At 37.0% G+C, this 20,794-nt stretch carries 20 protein-coding genes and 1 pseudogene; 11 read left to right on the top strand and 10 right to left on the bottom strand.

The window, feature by feature from the left end:
• Positions 1-95 precede the first annotated feature (95 nt).
• Positions 96-713: a TetR/AcrR family transcriptional regulator gene (locus QUF78_RS15395; RefSeq protein WP_289325351.1), complete on the bottom strand. Its 618-nt coding sequence runs from the start codon at positions 711-713 to the stop codon at positions 96-98.
• 172 nt (positions 714-885) lie between these two features.
• Here QUF78_RS15395 and QUF78_RS15390 point away from each other — a divergent pair, with 172 nt between their 5' ends.
• Together QUF78_RS15390 and QUF78_RS15385 are read left to right on the top strand one after the other, a co-directional pair.
• A complete protein-coding gene (locus tag QUF78_RS15390) occupies positions 886-2,076 on the top strand; it encodes a YhgE/Pip domain-containing protein (protein WP_289325350.1) in 1,191 nt (396 codons plus the stop codon).
• Between the two features lie 438 nt (positions 2,077-2,514).
• Positions 2,515-3,198, top strand: coding sequence for a C40 family peptidase (locus QUF78_RS15385; protein ID WP_289325349.1), 684 nt, complete (start codon positions 2,515-2,517; stop codon positions 3,196-3,198).
• A 1,046-nt stretch (positions 3,199-4,244) separates the two neighbouring features.
• Here the strand turns inward: QUF78_RS15385 and QUF78_RS15380 are convergent.
• Positions 4,245-5,864 carry an ABC-F family ATP-binding cassette domain-containing protein gene (locus QUF78_RS15380; RefSeq protein WP_289316127.1) on the bottom strand — a complete coding sequence of 540 codons (1,620 nt, stop codon included), beginning with the start codon at positions 5,862-5,864 and terminating at the stop codon, positions 4,245-4,247.
• A 508-nt stretch (positions 5,865-6,372) separates the two neighbouring features.
• On the opposite strand from QUF78_RS15380, the gene QUF78_RS15375 reads away from it, so the two are divergent.
• Complete coding sequence (locus tag QUF78_RS15375) at positions 6,373-6,579, top strand: hypothetical protein (protein WP_289325348.1); 207 nt, start codon at positions 6,373-6,375, stop codon at positions 6,577-6,579.
• A 396-nt stretch (positions 6,580-6,975) separates the two neighbouring features.
• Here QUF78_RS15375 and QUF78_RS15370 read toward each other — a convergent pair whose 3' ends face one another.
• The 3 genes and pseudogenes from QUF78_RS15370 to QUF78_RS15360 all read right to left on the bottom strand — a co-directional run bounded on the left by QUF78_RS15370 (position 6,976) and on the right by QUF78_RS15360 (position 8,806).
• Positions 6,976-7,482 carry a hypothetical protein gene (locus QUF78_RS15370; protein WP_289325347.1) on the bottom strand — a complete coding sequence of 169 codons (507 nt, stop codon included), beginning with the start codon at positions 7,480-7,482 and terminating at the stop codon, positions 6,976-6,978.
• 7 nt (positions 7,483-7,489) lie between these two features.
• A pseudogene (locus tag QUF78_RS15365) lies at positions 7,490-7,827 on the bottom strand (toxin C-terminal domain-containing protein); the annotation flags it as partial.
• Positions 7,828-8,566: 739 nt separating this feature from the next.
• Positions 8,567-8,806 carry a hypothetical protein gene (locus QUF78_RS15360; protein WP_289325346.1) on the bottom strand — a complete coding sequence of 80 codons (240 nt, stop codon included), beginning with the start codon at positions 8,804-8,806 and terminating at the stop codon, positions 8,567-8,569.
• 692 nt (positions 8,807-9,498) lie between these two features.
• On the opposite strand from QUF78_RS15360, the gene QUF78_RS15355 reads away from it, so the two are divergent.
• Positions 9,499-11,748, top strand: a complete 2,250-nt coding sequence (locus tag QUF78_RS15355) for a HelD family protein (RefSeq protein ID WP_289325345.1) — start codon at positions 9,499-9,501, stop codon at positions 11,746-11,748.
• A 36-nt stretch (positions 11,749-11,784) separates the two neighbouring features.
• Here the strand turns inward: QUF78_RS15355 and QUF78_RS15350 are convergent, their stop codons facing one another.
• Positions 11,785-12,306 (bottom strand): GNAT family N-acetyltransferase, encoded by a 522-nt coding sequence (locus tag QUF78_RS15350; protein WP_289325344.1) that lies wholly within the window; start codon positions 12,304-12,306, stop codon positions 11,785-11,787.
• A 141-nt stretch (positions 12,307-12,447) separates the two neighbouring features.
• Between QUF78_RS15350 and QUF78_RS15345 the strand changes: the two genes are divergently transcribed.
• Complete coding sequence (locus QUF78_RS15345) at positions 12,448-12,639, top strand: hypothetical protein (RefSeq protein WP_289325343.1); 192 nt, start codon at positions 12,448-12,450, stop codon at positions 12,637-12,639.
• Positions 12,640-12,719: 80 nt separating this feature from the next.
• Positions 12,720-13,133, top strand: coding sequence for a hypothetical protein (locus QUF78_RS15340; RefSeq protein ID WP_289325342.1), 414 nt, complete (start codon positions 12,720-12,722; stop codon positions 13,131-13,133).
• Positions 13,134-13,217: 84 nt separating this feature from the next.
• Here the strand turns inward: QUF78_RS15340 and QUF78_RS15335 are convergent, their stop codons facing one another.
• Complete coding sequence (locus QUF78_RS15335; protein ID WP_289325341.1) at positions 13,218-14,408, bottom strand: alanyl-tRNA editing protein; 1,191 nt, start codon at positions 14,406-14,408, stop codon at positions 13,218-13,220.
• 193 nt (positions 14,409-14,601) lie between these two features.
• On the opposite strand from QUF78_RS15335, the gene QUF78_RS15330 reads away from it, so the two are divergent.
• Positions 14,602-14,757 (top strand): hypothetical protein, encoded by a 156-nt coding sequence (locus QUF78_RS15330; RefSeq protein ID WP_289325340.1) that lies wholly within the window; start codon positions 14,602-14,604, stop codon positions 14,755-14,757.
• Positions 14,758-14,788: 31 nt separating this feature from the next.
• Positions 14,789-15,661, top strand: coding sequence for a CvfB family protein (locus QUF78_RS15325; RefSeq protein ID WP_289325339.1), 873 nt, complete (start codon positions 14,789-14,791; stop codon positions 15,659-15,661).
• Between the two features lie 45 nt (positions 15,662-15,706).
• On the opposite strand, the gene QUF78_RS15320 is transcribed toward QUF78_RS15325, so the two are convergent.
• Genes QUF78_RS15320 through QUF78_RS15310 form a run of 3 tightly spaced genes read right to left on the bottom strand, consistent with a single transcriptional unit; the run spans position 15,707 to position 16,789 of the window.
• The gene (locus tag QUF78_RS15320) at positions 15,707-16,276 is read right to left on the bottom strand and encodes a manganese catalase family protein (RefSeq protein ID WP_289325338.1); all 570 of its coding nucleotides are present in this window, start codon (positions 16,274-16,276) and stop codon (positions 15,707-15,709) included.
• Positions 16,277-16,288: 12 nt separating this feature from the next.
• On the bottom strand, positions 16,289-16,555 hold the full coding sequence (locus tag QUF78_RS15315) for a spore coat protein CotJB (RefSeq protein ID WP_289325337.1): 267 nt from the start codon (positions 16,553-16,555) through the stop codon (positions 16,289-16,291).
• Positions 16,556-16,789, bottom strand: a complete 234-nt coding sequence (locus QUF78_RS15310) for a spore coat associated protein CotJA (RefSeq protein WP_063234475.1) — start codon at positions 16,787-16,789, stop codon at positions 16,556-16,558.
• Between the two features lie 255 nt (positions 16,790-17,044).
• Between QUF78_RS15310 and QUF78_RS15305 the strand changes: the two genes are divergently transcribed.
• From QUF78_RS15305 to QUF78_RS15295, 3 genes are all read left to right on the top strand, one after another.
• Positions 17,045-17,860: a 3D domain-containing protein gene (locus QUF78_RS15305; RefSeq protein ID WP_289325336.1), complete on the top strand. Its 816-nt coding sequence runs from the start codon at positions 17,045-17,047 to the stop codon at positions 17,858-17,860.
• A gap of 156 nt (positions 17,861-18,016) precedes the next feature.
• The gene (gene recQ / locus QUF78_RS15300; RefSeq protein WP_289325335.1) at positions 18,017-20,140 is read left to right on the top strand and encodes a DNA helicase RecQ; all 2,124 of its coding nucleotides are present in this window, start codon (positions 18,017-18,019) and stop codon (positions 20,138-20,140) included.
• A 132-nt stretch (positions 20,141-20,272) separates the two neighbouring features.
• Complete coding sequence (locus QUF78_RS15295; protein WP_061463486.1) at positions 20,273-20,479, top strand: cold-inducible protein YdjO-related protein; 207 nt, start codon at positions 20,273-20,275, stop codon at positions 20,477-20,479.
• Positions 20,480-20,794 lie beyond the last annotated feature (315 nt).

Genomic DNA, 20,794 nt, shown 5'->3' with positions numbered 1-20,794 from the left:
TATGGAACTAAAGGGGCAGGTTAGAGTATAAGCATATTTATAATAAAGGGACAGTACCTATTTTTCATGGTATTGTCCCTTTATCCCTGTGTGATTTATTTTTTCAAACCTGCTGCAAAGAAGGGACCATTAACTGTAATGGTTGATAGGATACGAGCCATTTCTTGAGGGGATTCTTTCCTGCCACTATCCAACCATTGTTGAATTACTCCTATATGTGCAGATGCAACGTAAGAAGCAAAATATTGTCCTGGAACAAGTAAATTTTCCTCCTTAATAAGTGCGTTTGGATTATTTCCAAACAGTGTTTTCCACATAAATTCTTTCAGTCTTGTTTGAAATGATAAATCTCCTTTTGGACCTAACACAGCTTTCATAAATCCACTATTTTCATTAAAATACTCAAATATTGAAACTGAGAGGTTAAACGGTGCTAAAGTCGGAGAGTCGGTTCCAAGTGTGGCAATAACACCTGGAATGTTCTGTTTTGCAATTCTGGACATTTCAAGCATGATTTCTTCTTCGTATTTAGTCATTAAATCAAATTTGTCTTGAAAGTGTGCATAAAATGTGCCTCTATTAATTTTTGCTCTGGTTGTTATGTCTTTAACCGTAATTGCTTTGAACCCTTTTTCATCGATTAATTCTACTAGTGCATTTCGGATGGACTCTTTTGTCCTGATGATCCGTAAATCCGTATTACTATCTAGCAAGTTAATTCCTCCTTGATTTTATCCAACACATTTATAAAAGGTGTTCCGTAACCAACACATGTGACATTTTTGATTATTGAAACAGAACTAGTCCCCAAATTATAATTTGAATGTAGTAAATAAAACAACAGGTTGTTCTTTATTATAAACCCAAACCAAGGAGGGGAAAAATATGTTTAAAAACAAACTGGTATTGATTTCACCTATCATCGCATTTGCAGTTATTTTTATTTTTTCACTGACATTATTTCCATCGGTTCAATCACAACCGAAAAATCTGCCGATTGCAATCGTAAATGAGGATGAAGGAGTGGAAATTCCTAATCAACCAAAGATGAACATGGGGCAAACGATTGTTGAAATGATACAAAAGTCTTCAGCATCAACCAAGGATAGAGACCCTACTGTAAAATGGGCAGAAGTAGACAGTATTGAGGCAGTCCAAAAAGGTTTAGATAATCAAAAGTATTACGCGGCTTTAGTTATTCCCAAAGATTTTAGTCCAAAGCAAGCATCATTACGGACACCAGCACCTTCTGCACCTGAAGTACAAATATTTATTAATCAGGGAATGAATACGGCTGCTTCAACGATGGCAGGACAGGTCTTGAATGGAGTAGTTGACAACATGAACAACACTGTCCGAAAACAACTACTTGATGGTTTTGAAAAACAAGGAGCAACATTGACTGCAAAACAGGCAGCAAGCCTTGCAGTTCCAATCGCTAAGAAAGTCACAAATGTCAATGAAATTGGCACGAATAGTGCGAATGGAAATGCTCCTGTTTCTTTATTCCAGCCATTATGGATGGCTAGTTTGGCAAGTGCTGCGATTATCTTTATTTCCATTAGCAAAATGCCGATCCGCACTAGAAAAGAAAACCTTGTCAGAAAGTTCGGGCAAATTTTAATGGGTGCGGTTGTAGCTCTGGTAATTGGATTTGGCTTAACCTGGATAGCAGATGGTATGGTTGGTTTAAATATCCCGAATTTCATGGATACGGCTTTATTTTTATCAATTACATCCTTTAGCTTTTTTCTAATGATATTAGCTGTACTTTCACTATTGGGGCTTAAAGGTATGCCTATTTTTATCTTAATGCTTTTCTTTGGTGCACCATTGCTTGCAATGGCTCCAGAAATGATGTCTCCATTTTATCACGATTGGGTTTATTCTTGGTTGCCAATGAGATTTATGGTAGAAGGGCTTCGAGGATTTTTCTTCTTTGGGGAAGGCTTAACCTGGAATACACCTGTTACTGTTCTTGTTTGGATTGGATTAGTAAGCACGATTGTGATACTGAGTACTGCTTTAAAACGCAATGGAGTGAAGGAAGTAGTATCGGATTCTCGAAATATATAAAACATGGATACAACGTTGGTCAATTTATTGCCATGTTTACCAAAAGAGTCGTTTCTCTTATAGGGAAAACGACTCTTTTTATTGAGTATGTGAAAAAATGTACTTAAACTGTATTTAAGGCAGCCTTTTTCATTTACTCTTAAGTATTAAACAATAATATCTACTACCTATTGTTTATTTTTTCACCCTAATTCCAGAAAAATCTATTAGGGACTATAAGAAGTAGAGTATATGTGGTTCGAAAAAAAGAAACTATTTTAGGATGATTCATAGTCCATAGTCTTAACACCTTTCGGGAACGTTAGGGATATTTTAGTTATTTTGTATTTTATGCACACTTTATGCACAAATTTGTAATGATAATGTAAAATTAGGTAAATATGTGTGTCACTTAAAGATGATAAAATTATAAAAAAAGAAATTTTATCGGGGGAGAAAATGAAAAAAATTATAGCATCTTTTGTAGTCTCTGGATTGTTACTATCAAATCCGTTGGTTAGTAATGCTGCATTGGGCGATCGAACATTAAAAAGTGGAATGACTCATACAGAAGTAAAACAATTACAAGAGGTTCTAAAGAAAAAAGCATACTTTAAGAGTAATAATACAACTACATATTTTGGTACCGTTACTAAAAGTGCAGTCGTAAAGTTCCAAAAAAGTAAAGGCTTAAAAGCTGATGGTATTGTAGGTCCGAATACATATAAAGCTTTGGGGGTAAAAAAGCAGACATCCAACGTAGCTAATATTAATAAAACAAGCAATAAATCTACTGCGATTGTGAATGAAGCAAAAAAACATTTGAATGTACGGTATGTATGGGGTGGAACTACACCAAAAGGTTTTGATTGCAGCGGATTCCTAAAATACGCTTTCGATAAAGGTGCAGATGTCACTTTACCAAGAACGGTATCGGAAATCTATAAAAAGGGGACAAAAGTGTCCAAACCACAAGTTGGAGATTTGGTCTTTTATGAAACCTATAAACCTGGTGCCTCACATGCTGGTATTTATATAGGTGGTAATCAATTCATACACAGCTCCTCATCAAATGGTGTTAGCATTTCCTCTATGGATAATAGTTATTGGAAGAAAAGGTATTTAGGAGCAAAAAGAATGTAATAGAGAAAGTTGCCAGTTCTTTTTATTAAGAGACTGGCTTTTATAGTTCTACCAATAGGTTACGATACAAAGAAGTCCTATGGATGGTAGTATCTCTTCTAGAATGGACAGTCTCTTATTTTTTTCCATTCTTCTCCTCAATTTTACGAACCAACTGGTTCGCTGGCACCAGTTGATCTAAAGTAATCATTTCAAGTTGATCTCGCTGAATAGAATCATGTTTAAAAGCATCCTCATCACCTCAAGATTTTAATAATTCTAGGCAAAAGGGTTCTATCTAAAAGTTAAAACAAAGTTGATTGGAGCGAGTGTGCGAGACTCCTGCGGGAAAAGCGCGTCCAGGGGGAGACCCCGCAGGCGCAAAGGCACCGAGGAGGCCCCGGACCGCCCGCGGAAAGCGAGTGCCTGGAGCGGAAATCAACGTCTAAATTGTACACCCATAAAAAAACTGTAGACAAAATCGATTTTCATCGAGTTTGTCTACAGTCTAAGGTAAGAGCACTGATATGCGCTTACCTTTTTTGAATCGTGTATGTTTTAAGAAAAGGCCGGATCAGTTTACCTGGCCTTTTGTATTTAACAAATTTGTTCATCATACTCGGCTTTCAAGAAATTTAACAAATTTTGCTTTTGGTGGGAATAATGAAAACAATTAAAGTAAAAGGAAAAGTCGTCAAAAAAGAGTGGATTTTTATCCTCGAAGCCATAAGTATTTAAAAAATCCGAAATTATTTTTTCTTGATCCACTAAGTCGAACAATCCGGATACATAAAATTGATAACTGAATTTATCATATAAAAAAAGGTATCCTGTATCCTCAAAAATATTTTTCACTGTATGACCATCCAATTCAACTCACTCCTTCCTTACCAATATACCTTTTTAACCATGAAATTATTCAGTGCCCATCTTTCAAGGAATATTATTATATTTATTGCAGAGTGTTTTTTATACCTTCAATGCATTGAAGGAATGAAACAAATGCAGGTAGGGAGAATCAGGAACCAAAAAAAAGCACATCCAATAAGGATGTGCTTTCATAAATCTTATTTGTACATTTCAGCCACTTGTTTTTGTAATTGGCTATTTTCAAGGTATTCATCATAGCTAATTTGCTTATCAACTGTACCTTTTGGTGTAAGTTCAATGATTCGGTTCGCTATAGTTTGGATGAACTGATGATCATGAGAAGAGAAGATCATCGATCCTTTAAAGCTGATCAAACCGTTATTCAATGCCGTAATTGACTCTAAGTCTAGATGGTTAGTAGGTTCATCAAGCATTAGCACGTTCGAACCGCTTAACATCATTTTAGAAAGCATACAGCGGACTTTTTCGCCCCCTGAAAGAACACTTGCCTTTTTCGTAACTTCATCGCCAGAGAATAACATTCTGCCCAAGAAACCGCGCAGGAAGCTTTCGCTCTGGTCATTAGGAGAATATTGACGGAGCCAATCGACAAGAGTTAAATCGACACCTTCAAAGAACTCGGCATTATCTTTAGGGAAGTATGCCTGAGAGGTCGTAACGCCCCATTTGAATGAGCCGCTATCCGGTTCAATTTCACCTGCCAAGATTTTGAACATTGTTGTTTTGGCAATCTCATCTTTACCGACAAAAGCGATTTTGTCACCCTTATTCATTGTGAAGCTGACATTATCCAATATTTTTATGCCATCGATCGTTTTCGAGATTCCATCTACACGAAGCAGGTCATTCCCGATTTCACGCTCAGGTGAAAAGCCGACATATGGATAGCGGCGAGAAGAAGGCTGTATGTCATCCAAGCTGATTTTGTCCAATAATTTCTTACGGGATGTCGCCTGGCTTGATTTGGATGCATTGGCACTGAATCGAGCGATGAAATTTTGAAGCTCTTTGATTTTTTCTTCTTTTTTCTTGTTGGCATCTTGAGTCAATTTAAGGGCAAGCTGGCTTGATTCATACCAGAAGTCATAGTTACCGATATAAACTTTGATTTTACCGAAATCTAGATCCGCAATATGTGTACAAACTTTGTTAAGGAAGTAACGGTCATGGGAAACTACGATAACTGTGTTTTCAAAGTTGATCAAGAACTCTTCCAGCCATTTGATCGCTTTTAAGTCCAAGTGGTTGGTAGGCTCATCCAGTAATAGAACATCCGGCTTACCGAATAGTGCCTGGGCAAGCAATACTTTAACTTTGTCGCCACCGTTCAATTCTGCCATTTTCTTTGTATGCAGGTCTTCTGCAATACCAAGGCCTTTTAAGAGAATGGAAGCTTCAGGTTCAGCTTCCCAACCATTTAATTCGGCAAATTCACCTTCAAGTTCGGCCGCTTTCATTCCGTCTTCGTCCGTGAAGTTTTCCTTCATATAGATGGCATCTTTTTCTTGCATGACTTCATATAATCTTTCGTGTCCCATAATGACAACTTTAAGGACCTCTTCTTCTTCAAAAGCGAAGTGATCTTGTTTTAGAACGGCAAGGCGTTCGCCAGGCCCCATATGGACATCACCGGATTGTGCTTCAATTTCACCGGAAAGGATTTTTAGGAACGTAGATTTACCCGCACCATTAGCACCTATCAGACCGTAGCAGTTACCAGGCGTGAATTTTATATTAACATCTTCAAACAGTTTACGATCACCATAACGTAAACCAACATTATTTACTGTAATCATTTATTTACATTCCTCCAAAATACTTTTGTTTCAACGTGTCCAACACTTTGTTTCATTAGTTTTACGCTGATTCATACAAAAAGCAGTTTACGATCTTGTATGTTTTAAACTGTGCATCATTTAAATTGTATCTTATTTTTGTAAAAAGTTAAAGGTGGATTATTAAAAACAAGGTAATAAGGTAGAATTTCTAACGTTAATACTAAATATTTACATGTATATTATTTACAATCTGATTTAATCAGATTATTTATTAGTGTAGGGAAAGTTGATTCAATCAGATTTGGAGTGAGAGTAATGAGAGGCTTAGAGTTTATTTGTAAGGTTTTAGATATCCAATACAAATGAGGTTGCAGAAAAAATAGGAGTCAGTAATCAAACTATATTATTTAAAGGATGAAAGGAGTAACGGAATATTAAAATGAGTAATATTATCAACACATGAAACTTTAGTGAAGGAGAAATTTTCAAAAACAACAAAGCACTATGTGAAGCATTAAATGAAAAAGTGAAAACAGGATATTCCAAACAAGCGCAGCTCAAAGAGTGGGAAGGTTATTTCACTTATTTGAAGGATAAAAATAAGTTTATCATTAAGAAAATATTAGATGATCCTATTGTAAAAGTTGAGCATCGTGGTGGAAATAACAAATTAGCACATGCAGATAAGATGGATGAAATGTTGACTTATATCCTAAGCAAGCAAGAAGAGTGAATTATTAATGACAATCAATAGGTTGTTACTAGAAATGAAGATAATCAATGAGAACTTTACATACGATAATTACAATCAGAATAAAGTCAGTAACTATTTGGATATTAAAGGAAATTAGTTACCCCTAATGCTTCAATGTTGATGAAAATTATAAATAAAAATGACAAGGACTGAGGAATAGATATCAAGAGTCCTTTGATTTAATCCTGAATACTCTCATATGCTCCGTTTTTCAAGACTTTGTGCAATGAAAGATGACTTTTATTGGGTGATAATGCTTAGGGGAAAAAGGTGAGGTACACTAAGTATAATTACCCTCACAAAAAGACCATAATGAGCCCCTTATACACAGAGGACTCACTATGGTTAAAATCACACATTATTATAATGTACTTGTTACGCGTAATACTCATTAAGATGTTTTTCGTATTTAACTTTCAATTCTCGAATCAAATTACTATCATTAGAAATAATATCGAGAACATCATTATTCACATAAATGAGGAACCTATCATTATAAAAAACGATATAAGCTTCTCTATGCCCTTGGTGGACTTTCTTACAATAATTATACACATCTGAATTATTTAGACCCTTTACTGTAGCATAAATTATCTCAGCATCCATTTCTTCATCTTTAACTATGACTTCTTCCCAATTGTTTATTTTGATTGATTTTCCTATCCCATTTTTTTCATGATGCCTTTTATTATTTGTTATATTTCCTATAATAAAAGACGTATCAATCTTTTCATTAGTGTTGAATATGTCTTTAAGGATAGTTGTAAGAAGACTCCCGCTTATTTCATCCATTCCAAATCTTATTCTATGATTTGTATCTACCTGAAAAAATGGGGTTTCTTCGTCCTTAAAATTAACATTGAATTGTTGAATTCTTTCCATAAATTATTTAATCCCCTATTCTATTTAAATCTATATCGTAAGTTCCAGATCTAGTTTTCTTACTTCCTAGATCTTTTACTGTTAATGCACCTTTCCAAAAACCGCCATTATGACTATCTATGTCTCTAACTATATATTTTGGCTTCCCTTTCTTATTGTAATATACAACTGCTTTCTTAGAGAGATAATTGGTTTTAGAATATCCCAATTCTTTCGCAACTACTTTTGCAACTGCTTCAGAACTTTTAAGCATTGACTTAACTATTGAAGGTCCCCATTTTTTTATTGCTTTTTTTATACTTGTTTTGCAATAAACGCCACAAGTACTCCAACCACTGGCCAAATCTTAACTTCGCTTTTATTCTGTTTGTACATCGATCATTTAAATCAATAAACTCTTTTGCCAAATTAGTGCATTCATGGTTGGCATAATAAAAGATCATAGAGGGATACATGATTTCATAGAAGGTACATACATGACAATTGATAAGCGGTTTAATAGTTGCTTCAGACTGTAGACAAACTTGATGAAAATCAAATTTGTCTACAGTTTTTTTGAGGGCTTGTAAAAAATCGAACGTTGATTGGAAAGTAGGGCACTCGCTTTCCGCGGGCGGTCCGGGAGCCTAATCGGCGCCTTTGCGCATGTGAGGTCTCGCTTGGACGCGCTTTTCCCGCAGGAGTCGCGCACACCCGTTCCAATCAAATTTGTTTAACATGTAGATAGAACTCCTTTTGCCTACATGTTTTTTTTGTTTTAAAATAGAAGTATTAAACTTGGTGATAACGATGTTTTCTAACCATTATTCTATTCACAGAGATCTACTTGATCCGCAGATGCAAACGAAAAGCATGGCCTGGGTTGGACAACGTTAGGGGGACTTGAAAATTTGTCGATGTTTTTATGCGAAATTACACATTCAAACCGATATGATTTTTTTAATATGAAGGGAATTTAGCGACTACTTTATTGGCGCATCAATGAAATCTTAAGGTATAAATATTACATTGGAAACCACGATAGAATATCTATTCCATTAATACAGTGGCAGTTAGGAAGCAAAAAGCACTTAACCTATTATGGTCAAGTGCTTTGTTTATTCAAAACTTCTTTATTTTGATTAATGATGATTTTATTTCTTAAAATCATTTCCTTATTATTAAGACCAACATTGAGTTCTTTGGTATTATTCACTTTTTCTAGCAGTGATACTACAGATATTTCCAGTAATTCAGAAACAGGCATATTTGTTTTGGATGATAAAATTTCAAGTTCATGGATTAATTTAGGGGATAGCATTGGTGGTCTTTCATTTATTTCCATGACAGTTCCCACTTTCTTAAAAAAGTTATGTAATTAATTTTAAGTATATAATGTGAGTTTCCAATAAAATATTAAATTAGCGTTATTTATGTTAAGAGTTGATGACAATTGTAGGAGCAGAATGGTTTAACCGAGCACTTTACCCTAATAGAAGTGCTTTTTTGTGTTGATTATTCTCATGTTAAAGATCATTCCGAGAGAAAAATGATTTCGCATCGCCCATAAAAGAAATTGTTCCAAAGCATGCTTGATGTGTTTGACATTTTCTTGATATACAATAAATTCCCTGCATATCATTAAGAATAGTATAATGTCCATTAACATCATTCTTTTGGATAAACTGATCAACAGGATAAAATAAAAAAATAAACTTCCTACTCCCAGAATGGTAATTTCAAATAAGTAATTATAAAATATTCCTCTTTTGATTTCTGAAATGTATTAAAGATTTCCTCCTGAAAGCATTTTGGATGCTCTTTCATAAGTCAACATTTTATAGCAACGTCCAATCTAAAATTTATAGTGCATTCTTCAAATTATGTGAAATATCGGAAAAGTTAATTTCAAGTATATAATTCTATGTATCCAGATTTGTAAACCATTGGGTTTTCTGATAGTATAAATGTCCATTTCGACTTAGCATCGGCATTTTTTTAGTTTGATAAATAAATAAGGAAGGGAGAGTGGTTTTTTTGGGAAGTCACCCTGATTTCGAACATGAACGACAAAGGCTGGATTTTACCAAACGTTATATCGATGTAGTCATCAAAACATCAGAAACAAGCAAAGATCAATTTCAGCGGAATATGCAAGAAGCTTTTGGTGATGCCGATTGGTCTGAATCCGCCTTATATTCTCAGTTGCTGACTACAGCCAACTTTTTTGAAATGTCCAAATCTGAACTTGAAAGTTTACGCAAAGCCAGTAAAAAGCCTTACTTTGCAAGAGTGGATTTTGAAAGGAATGATGGTGAAAGTGGCGAAGTGCTTTATTTCGGAAAAACATCCCTTTATCAGAGGGAAAGCCAGGAACAGATCATTGTCGATTGGCGATCACCAATTGCAAACCTTTATTATGAGGGGCGGATTGGTGAAATTGAATATGAAGCGGAAGGGGAAACATTTTGCGGGAACATCACTTTAAAGAGGCAACTAATGATAGAAGAAGGTGTCTTGGAAGAGGTAAGGGATATTGATTTAACAACAACGGATGAATTGTTGCAGGAATCCCTTTCTAAAAGTTCCAGTAATCGATTGACAGATATCATTACCACGATCCAGGAAGAACAAAATAAAATCATTCGTGCAGATTTGAACAAGCCAATCATAGTCCAGGGCGCAGCGGGCAGTGGTAAAACAACAATTGCTTTACATAGAATCTCATATTTCATTTACCATTATAAAGACTTGTTCGATCCGAGACAATTAATGATTCTTGCACCGAGCAGGGTGTTCATTGATTACATATCTGAAGCATTACCAGAATTGGGTGTTGAAAAAGTAAAACAATACACATTTTCCGAATATGTTCAGGCAGCGATAGGTAAGCAAGTGAAGCTTGTAGCGGATGATAAATTAACTCGATTGCTGGAAAAGGATGATGAAGAAATAAAGACCGCTGTCTGGATATCAGGTCTAAAGGGCTCCCCTGCATTTAAATATATTTTGGACGAATATGTAAAGGATATTTTCCAGGGGTTTCATCCGGATACAGATTTTTATTGTGATAAATATCGCCTCTATTCCGCTAAGAAGTTCATAAGGTTATTGGAAGAGGATTATTGGTATTTACCGTTATACAGCAGGCTGGACAAACTGAAGGCCATTTTACAAAATGAAGTGAAATTGAAAAAGAAAATAATGCTTGAACGTGCTGTTGATTTTTATGAGGCCAAAATCGAGAAGGCTCTCTATAAGAATATCGATCCAGTCGTACGTAAGGAATTTGTTACAAAATGCCTCGATAAAAAAGAAGAAAGGATCGGGCAGATCAAAAAGGCGATCCGTTCTTCCGTAAAAGGCTATTTTAAGCAATTCAAAAAGAAGGATCTTCTCCAATACTATCAGGAATTATATCAAGATCCGGAGCGGCTAGCCTCGTACAGTAACGGTAAACTTACTGTTGAAGATGCTAATGCTTTATGTGAGTATAATCAAAAACATTTTTCTGATAAATGTTACGAAATGGAGGACTTAGGTGCATTATTATACCTTCAGGAGCGGCTTTTTGGTGTCGACAAAGAAAACAAAGCAAAAAATGTCGTCATTGATGAGGCTCAGGATTATAGTTTCATGCAGTTACAGGCACTCAAAACCGCAGTGGATACTGACATGTTCACACTCGTAGGTGACCTTGCACAAGGCATCCATTCATACCGCGGACTTCAGACATGGGAGGAAGTTCACAATCGTATTTTCCCGCGGGCGACGTATACTGAATTACAAAAAAGTTATAGAACCACTGTTGAAATAATGAAACAAGCTAACCGGATTCTACAGTTGTTAACATACGATTTCCCGGAAGTAGAACCTGTAGTCCGTCATGGCCGGAATCCGGAATTCATTTCCATAGAAAAGGAAGGCTGGGAAGAAAAGCTGATCGAACTTATTGAAGGGCTTAAAGGGGAAGGTTTCAAAACGTTTGCCGTCATTGCAAAAACGATGAAAGATTGTAAACTGGCAAACGAGAAACTTAGTGGATTCCATCAAGGCTTTCATTTAATAAATGAGGCGGGAAACATCCCCAAGGATAAGACGTTAATTGTTCCTTCATATCAAGCCAAAGGTCTGGAATTCGATGTCGTATTTGCAATATCCCTGGAAGAAGCATATTGCCGTGAAAATGAGCTTGATATCAAACTGCTATATGTAACAATGACAAGGCCATTGCACCGGCTTTATTTTTTAGGTAATGAGAAAAATGCTTTCCTTATCGAGACATGAGAGGAAGGGGGAATGTAACCATCCTCCAGGTTATGTTTACAAATGAAAAAGGATATCCTGAATATCTTTCCACCCAAAACCGACTTCGATAAGCTCGATGCCAGCCATTCTAACGGTTTTTTCAGCAATGACTTGACCGCCGAGCGCCTTGTAAAAACCGCAAGAAGGATTATCCTTCAATGCCCAGATTATTAAATTCTTATGTTCCATTTTAATGAGCTCATGTATGACCGCTTTTATCATTTTTCGGCCAAGTCCCTGTCGTTGATATTCTTTTAAAAAATAGACAGCATATACTTCCCCTTGAATATGCGGATCATTCGTTTGTTCAGGCCCTGCGGCAGCGAAACCGATGATTTCCCCATTGGCATTTTCCGCAACAAAGGTGGCATTATGCAGCATCTTTAAATTTCTTTGCCAATTTTTCTTTCTGGCTTCCAGATTCAAGGAAGACAAGTATTGATCCGGGAGGATCCCTTTATATGTCGTTTGCCAGCTGTTTATATGTACATTTGCTATTCCATTTACATCTTCTTCTCTCGCTTTCCTGATTTTCATCAAAAACACCTTCTTTTTTTGTAGTTTTCCCTAGAATATCATGGGAAAAGTGAATAAGCATTTTATTTATGTTTATAACTGCATTAGAAAGGATAAGAAATAAAAGAGAGATTCAACCAGATGAAGGGAAGGATGAGAAAGATGAAATTGAAAGTTGGTTTTTATTTTCCAGGCGGCAAAGAATTAGAGCATGAGGTAGAGGGCGATGACTCCACTCAAATGATTTCAAATATTCAAAAGCACCGTTATTATAATTTGGTTAAAGGCGATTGCCATTATGTTGTAGATACGGAAAAAGCAGCTTATTTTTCTGTAACGGAAATAATGGATTGAGAATGAACCGCATTGGACTTTTGTTCCATTGCGGTTTATTCTTTTTGATGTAAGGAAACCGGAAAAGGAGTTAATGGACAATGAAGATCAATTTTACCAAGAAACAATATGAAACATTATTCAAAATGGTTCAGTACGGATATTGGGTTGCTTCCGATACTGAAAATAATAAAGAATTCAGTGAGATGGAACAGTATCTTAATTCCTTTGCCAAAGATTTCGGCATGGAAGGAGTACAGTATGTGAAGGAATATGAAATATATGATTTAAGCAAGGAACTGGAGGATCAACTTCATGAAGTCATAGATGAGTATGAAGAAGGCGTGTTCAGGGATAAGCTGGCCTATCATATGGCAAGAAAAGAATTTGCCGAGGAATCGGAAAACCATGAATATAATCAGGAGAAAGCATTTATACGTATCATGGAGCTTGAAGAAAAATATCATCTTCATATTGAAAAAGAAGGGTTACGGAAATTGAAAATAGAAGAATAAGGAGATAGAGGACTTTAACTGTCCTCTATCTTCTTATTTCTGTAAAATAAATCACGAGTTGGCATAGACTATTTCGCAGAAGTTTTATTCACCAGGATTTTGGCCTAATTTTTCAACTGTGTATTGGTAAAATGCCATTAGGTCATTTTGTGATGCAAAACCTGCTTGTGCAGTCTGTTCGTTCCCTCCGCCTTTCCCATTATAAGAACTGAGTTCAGCTTTAAAATATTGTCCGCAATGTAAGGGGAAGGACCCACTGTGCGAAAGAATAACCTTTTGCTCCTTACGTGATGCTAATAATACGATGACCTCTTCCATTTTTACAATCGTACCTGAAAGGTAAAGCAGTTCTTTCATTGAGCTATCTTCGAAAATATGAGAGATGAATCCCCCTACATTTTCAGCAAGCAGGGTGTCAGCAAGATACTTGGCATTTTCAAGTTTTAAGTTTTCATTTTCCGATAGCAGCTGCTTGTAGTCATTTTCCAGTTTCTCCACCCTATTAAGTATCTCTGTACGTCCGGTATTGAATTTAGTCGATAAGGCTGAAAGAATTCCAAGACTCTCGGAAAAATCGTCCAATGCCCTGAAGCCACACTTAAAATAGAGGCGGGTATGTTCTTTCTGCTTCTCCGTTTTGAAAATTTTTATTAAGCCAATCTCCCCGGTTCTTTCTACATGGGTTCCACCGCAAGGGTTATACTCAATTCCTTCTATTTCAACAATACGGATATTCTCAGACACTTTAGGCATTTTGACGACAGGAAGTGTCTGTAATTGCTCTTTTGTCACGTAATATATCAGTATTTCTCGATTCTCAATGATATATTGATTAACTTGCTTTTCAACTGCAGCCGTATGTACTTCAGTCCATTTAGATCCGGATGTAATATCAATCGTTAAATATTCCTTTCCAAGATGAAAGCTGACCGTATTAGCGTCAAACAATTCCCGACAGACTGCAGAGAGTAAATGCTGGCCGCTATGCTGTTGCATATGATCGAAACGGCGGGACCAATCAATTTCACAGTGAACCATCTCTGAACCTGGCCGTGTTTCAGTCTTATGAAGAATCCTTCCATCATTGCTATTTATAACGTCAAGAACGGTGATTCCTTTTATTTTTCCAGTATCTGCAGGCTGGCCGCCCCCTTCGGGATAAAAGGCGGTTTCTTCAAGAGTGATGTAGTAAAAGCCATTTTCTTCAAAGGTCTCCCGGATTTGGGTTTCCCATCGGGAAGTCTTGGTGGACGTATAATACAATTTATTTGTCATGAATGTTTTCTTTTTCCTTTCAGTTGATCGCTAAATTATATCATCGAAATAACTAAGATTGAAATTGCAGGATCAGAAGATCGTTCAGGTAGATAAGTATCGACCGCACTTGATGAAAGGGAAAAGGGAATCTCCTTGGGAGCTAAGATTATTTAATTAAACCATATAAACCGAGCCAATTATCCAAAGGATCATGCATAGTAATGGTAAACAAGGACAGATTCTGGTCCCTCAGGCTTTAGATAAAGACGGCAAGGGTGAAAAAAAAAACCGTAATAGGTATACAGAACAAGAAAAAAATGATAAATTCAAATATGATGGAAAAATAAATAATTGGGTACAATTGTAGGTAAAGGTAAGTCACAGGAGGATTTAAATACATGCAAAAAATTCAGGCCGGTTTGGCTGTAGAGTTAGAAGTGGAACGTAAGGCTGATTTCGGATGGTTTTTAACTGACGGTTCAGAAGATGTCTTACTTCATCATAATGAAATGAATGATGGAACGGAACTTGAACTTGGAGATGAAGTAACTGTATTCATCTACCATGATAAACAAGCAAGGCTAACAGCGACAATGAAGATCCCCGAAATTCAGATTGATCAGTATGGCTGGGCGGAAGTTGTCAATGTGAAAAGGAAACTTGGTGTTTTTGTGAACATCGGCCTTTCCAAAGATATTCTTGTATCACTGGACGACCTTCCGAATATTGATCGTTTATGGCCTGAGGTTGGCGACCGTCTATATGTATCCCTAAAGACAGATCGTAATGACCGTCTGTTTGGTAAACTTGCAACGGAAGATGTAATCCAGGAGATAGCAGTAAAAGCTCCTTTAAAAGGAGTCCGTAACACCACTGTTAAGGGAAATGTCTATCGTTTGCTTATGGTTGGGTCTTTCTTTGTTTCCCAAGAAGGATACCGTTGTTTCATTCACGAAAGTGAACGTAAGGAGGAGCCCCGACTTGGTGAATTAGTTGAAGGGCGCGTCATTGATAGTAAAGAAGATGGAACGCTTAACGTTTCTTTAATTCCCTTTAAACAAGATTTAATGGGGGAAGATGCTGATGTCATCTTCACATATTTAATGAATCGTGGCGGTGCCATGCCGTATGGCGACAAAACGCCACCTGATGATATCCAGTTTAACTTCGGTTTAAGCAAGGGAGCGTTCAAACGTGCTCTGGGCAAACTGATGAAAGAAGAAAAGGTTTACCAGGAAGATGGATGGACATATTCCTCAGACCGTAAATGAAAAAAGCAGCGGATTTTTATCCGCTGCTTTTTTCATGTGGTTTCATTAAAAAAACTTCTTTTTACCTTTTTCTTCTTTTAAAATCTCCACAGCTTCCCTGAACCTCATCGAATGGATAATTTCCCTCTCACGCAAAAACCTGAGTGAATCATTGATATCAGGATCATCCGAGATGTCGATCAACCACTGATAGGTTGCTCTGGCCTTCTCTTCAGCGGCGATATCTTCATATAAATCTGCAATGGGATCTCCTTTGGCTTGGATATATGTGGCAGTCCATGGATTCCCCGCCGCGTCATGATAATAAAGGGCACTATCATGATTAACATAATGATCACCTAGCCCGGCTGCAACCATCTGCTGAGGGGTTGCGTCTTTTGTAAGTTTATAAATCATCGTGGCGATCATTTCTAAATGGGCGAATTCTTCCGTTCCAATATCCGTCAGCAGGCCAATCACTTTATCTGGAATTGTATATCGTTGATTTAAGTAACGGAGTGCTGCAGCCAACTCACCATCAGCACCCCCATATTGTTCTATTAAATACCTTGCCAAACGAGGATTACAGTCTCTTACTTTAACTGGATATTGCAGCTTCTTTTCATAAACCCACATAGATATCTCTCCTTATACCTGCCATGGCCAAGGGCCTTGGCCCCATTCCCATTTATTTTCACCGTCTGGACTGTTTCCAAAACCCAATAACGGACCATATTTAGGCTCAAAAACCGATTTCAATTGTTTGGAGTATTCATGAAATTGATTGAATTGCTGTAATGCTTGCTGATCGTTAGGATGTGTATCCAAATAAAGAGTCAACTCGACAAGTACGAAATCCGCAGCCTGTATTTGTTCAAGCAACTGATAATATTCATCACCCAGTTTCTTATTCATTTATGTCTCCCTTTCCCGATATGGATTATCATAAAAATCATAAAAGAATTTCCAAAGTGTACCGTATTTCAAAGCTTCCTCAGGTGTGAACTGCTCCAAATTCGGCGGTTGAAAATTAATATACAAATTAGGAGGTGTCCTGTAGTACTTCCTCCCAATCGGCGGGCAAGGATCGAATTTACTATGGAAAGGTTTATATGACTTAACTAAGGTAAAAGTCTTTTCGCGCGTCAAAAAAATACCTCCTTTGTAAAGATATAGCCTCTAATTATTATGATTAGGCAATACATAATATGACTCAACTGGTATGGAAAGGAAAGAGACGGGAAATAATATATTTTCAGAATATTAAAATAACTTGTTATAGTGCCGTTATCTTCCTGTGATGTTTGTCATCTATTCTTTATCTGTTTGTTCTTTGTATAGAAAAAAGTTATGTTAAGATTGAACTCGTAGCTTATAAAGCAGCTCACAAGGAGGTAACAACATATGAAAAAATCAATCTTATCGTTAGCGGCAGCGGCTGCAATATCCGGTGCATTCACAATTCCGGTACAAGCAGAAGATGTCAAAGTGAAAGATGGAGACACATTATGGGGGATATCTCAAACATATAAAGTATCAATAGAAGATATTAAGTCTTGGAATGATTTGTCTTCAGACGCGATTTATGTAGGGGAAACAATACATATTTCTCAAGAAAAGCATTATAAAGTCAAGTCAGGTGACACATTGTCGGACATTGCAGACAAATATGATGTAGCTGTAAATGATATTAAATCTTGGAACGGTTTAAATTCAGATACTATCCATCCGAAACAGGAACTAATCATTAAACCAGCGGCTAACAAAGTCGAAGCGGCGAGTGTAGAGCCTGCGCAGAAATCTGAACAAGCGGCACCAGTTGAACAAGCGGCACCAGTTGAACAATCAAAACCAGTTGAACAATCAGAACCAGTTGAACAATCGGAACCAGCAGACACAAACAATGAATCCCAAGATCAAGCAGAATCTGGAAAAGAGATTACTGTTAGTGCAACCGCCTATACGGCTGATTGTCAAGGCTGCAGCGGAACAACAGCCACAGGAGTGGACTTGAAAGCTAATCCTGATGCAAAAGTGATTGCCGTGGACCCTTCAGTCATTCCACTAGGATCAAAGGTTTATGTTGAAGGTTATGGCTACGCAACGGCAGCCGATACAGGCAGTGCCATCAAAGGAAATAGAGTGGACATATTTGTTCCAAACGAACAGGATGCCGTGAATTGGGGCGTTAAAAACGTTAAAGTGCAAATCCTAAATTAATTTAACCATGCAAAACATGTTTATATATTGAAAAAAGTAGACACAGAGATTTAATGTGTCTACTTTTTTTGTCCTTTTGGTTCACGGGAAAAGCAGGTACAATGAAAGTAATAGATCCTTATAAATCCTTACAAGGTAAATAGGAGGAGTAGTGAATTGATGGAAAAAGCACGTGAGTATTTACAAGAATATTTTGGTTATGAGTCATTCAGAAAAGGTCAGGAACAGATTATCGAACAGGTGTTGGGAGGAATAAACACCGCGGGAATCATGCCTACTGGCGGAGGTAAATCGATATGTTACCAAATTCCAGCCCTTTTGTTACCTGGTATAACACTCGTGATATCCCCACTTATTTCCTTGATGAAGGACCAAGTAGATGCCCTCGAACAAAACGGGATTGATGCCACATTTCTTAATAGCTCCATTTCTGGGTTAGAATCATCCAATAGAATGAACGATATTAAGCAAGGAAGATATAAATTGGTTTATGTGGCACCGGAACGCTTGGAAAATCCTGCATTTCAACAGGATTTATTTAATGTGGACATTTCAATGGTAGCCATTGATGAAGCCCACTGCATATCTCAATGGGGTCATGACTTCAGACCAAGCTATTTAAAAATCAAAACCTTATTGAAAAACATGCCATCATCTCCGACTGTACTGGCATTAACGGCAACAGCCACTCCAAATGTGACCGATGATATTTGTCAGTCGCTCGGAATATCAGGGGAGCATACAGTATCTACGGGATTTTCCAGAGATAACTTGTTCTTTTCCGTTGTAAAAGAAGAAAATCGCGGACGGTTTTTAATGCGCTATTTAGAGAAAAACAAAAATGAATCGGGTATCATATATGCAGCTACTAGGAAAGAAGTCGATTCTTTGTATGCCAAGCTTAATAAAGCCGGATTCAAGACAGGCCGTTACCATGCCGGGATGAATGAACAAGACCGTTCGGAACAGCAGGACCAATTCATTAGGGATGACATTCCCTTGATGGTAGCGACATCTGCCTTTGGGATGGGAATCGATAAGTCGAATGTTAGATACGTCATCCATTACCAAACTCCTAAGAACATGGAGAGTTATTATCAGGAAGCCGGCCGTGCAGGGAGGGATGGTTTGGATAGTGAATGTATTCTTTTGTATTCCCCCCAGGATATGCAGATACAGCGTTTCTTGATTGATCAATCAAACCCTTCGCAGGAGTGGCAATCCCAGGAATTGAAGAAGTTGAACAGAATGAAAGATTATTGTTTTACCGAGGGGTGTTTGCAAGCCTTCATTCTTCGATACTTTGGAGATGAAAACCCTGAAGATTGCGGTCATTGCGAAAATTGTACAGATAAACGGGATTCCGTAGATGTAACTACACAGGCTCAGATGGTCCTTTCATGCATGTTGCGAATGGGTGAGCGATTCGGTAAAACGATGATTTCCCAAGTCCTCACGGGTTCACGCAATAAGAAAATTGAAGAGTTCGGTTTTCAAAAGCTTTCTACCTATGGAATCATCAATAATCAATCTGCAAAGGATGTAGGTGATTTCATTGATTTCCTGACAGCAAAACAGTATATCGAAATGACGGGCGGCCAATTTCCAGTCCTTAAAGTAACCAATGCTGGCAGGGAAGTGCTGTTGGGGCAGAAAAAAGTCCTCCGTAAAGAAATAAAAAAAGTAAACAGCATCAGTGTGGATCATGGGTTGTTCGAAGAGTTGAGACAATTAAGAAAAGAATTGGCTAGTAAGGAGAATGTACCTCCTTTCATTATTTTTTCGGATGCATCATTGAAAGATATGGCAGTGAAACTGCCGAGGACGGAAGAGGAATTCCTAGAAGTTAAAGGGGTAGGGTCCCAGAAATTCGAACGCTTCGGTGCCATGTTCCTAAAAGGTATTTCCCGTTATGTACAGGCACATCCTGAACTGGATAAGAATACACTGGTTACTAAGGAAACGGTAAAAAGAAGTACTAAACCATCACATTTAGAAAGCTATCGCTTATATCAGGAAGGTAAATCAATCAAGGAAATCGCGACATCCAGAGGGCTGTCTTCCATTTCAATTGAAAATCATTTATTAAAGTGTGCTGAAGAACACATGGATATCAAATGGGGAGAGATTTTCACGGATGAAGAGTTTGACCTTGTTTTGGATACTGCGAAACAATTGGATTCTGAAAAACTGAAACCACTAAAAGAAGCCCTGCCTGAGAATATTTCCTACTATATGATTAAAGCGATCTTGGTTAAAGCAGGTTTGGGAAACACGTAGGTGTTAAGGTTTTTGGATAATTTCATCAATGAATAAATAAGAATTTGGTTTAATGCGTATACTAGGAATGATAAAAAGGTGAAATTTCGCACCTTTAATCAGAGTCTTTATATAAAAAAGAGGAGGTTGCTCATGTATTTTGGTAAAAAGAATTCAGAGGAACCAGAAATCGTTATGGAAGATACGATAGTATATGCGTGCGGATCAGCAGATTGTAATGGTTGGATGAGAAAAGATTTTGCCTCGGAAAACTATGATTGCCCAATGTGTGGAAGTCAATTGGTCGAGGAAGTCAGGGAACTTCCAAAAATTGAAAATGAATATAATGCGTTTAAATAAAAGAGGTGAATCATAGCCTCTTTATTTTTTATGAAGGGAAGTATAACGGAGTGATTTCATTTTAGATTAATGCTTTACATATATAAATAAATGTGGTAAGATTAAATTTCAGTGTTATTAAAAGAAAGCACTGGAGGGTAATTTAAAGTAACATTTTTATTAATGAAATAATTTTCCATCATTTTTCATGATGGAGTAGAAACAAGTTAAACACATCTAGAAAAAAGAAATACATGTAATCACCAAGTATTTTCCTCGATCCATTTCTGTTCTTCATTAACTTACTTCTATGTACCATTTATCTTTTGGAATTTA

Origin of the sequence: Peribacillus sp. ACCC06369 (genome assembly GCF_030348945.1) — a bacterium.
GTDB lineage: Bacteria > Bacillota > Bacilli > Bacillales > DSM-1321 > Peribacillus.
The sequence above is the reverse complement of the archived record's forward strand: the minus strand, read 5'-3'. Positions and strand labels throughout refer to the sequence as shown.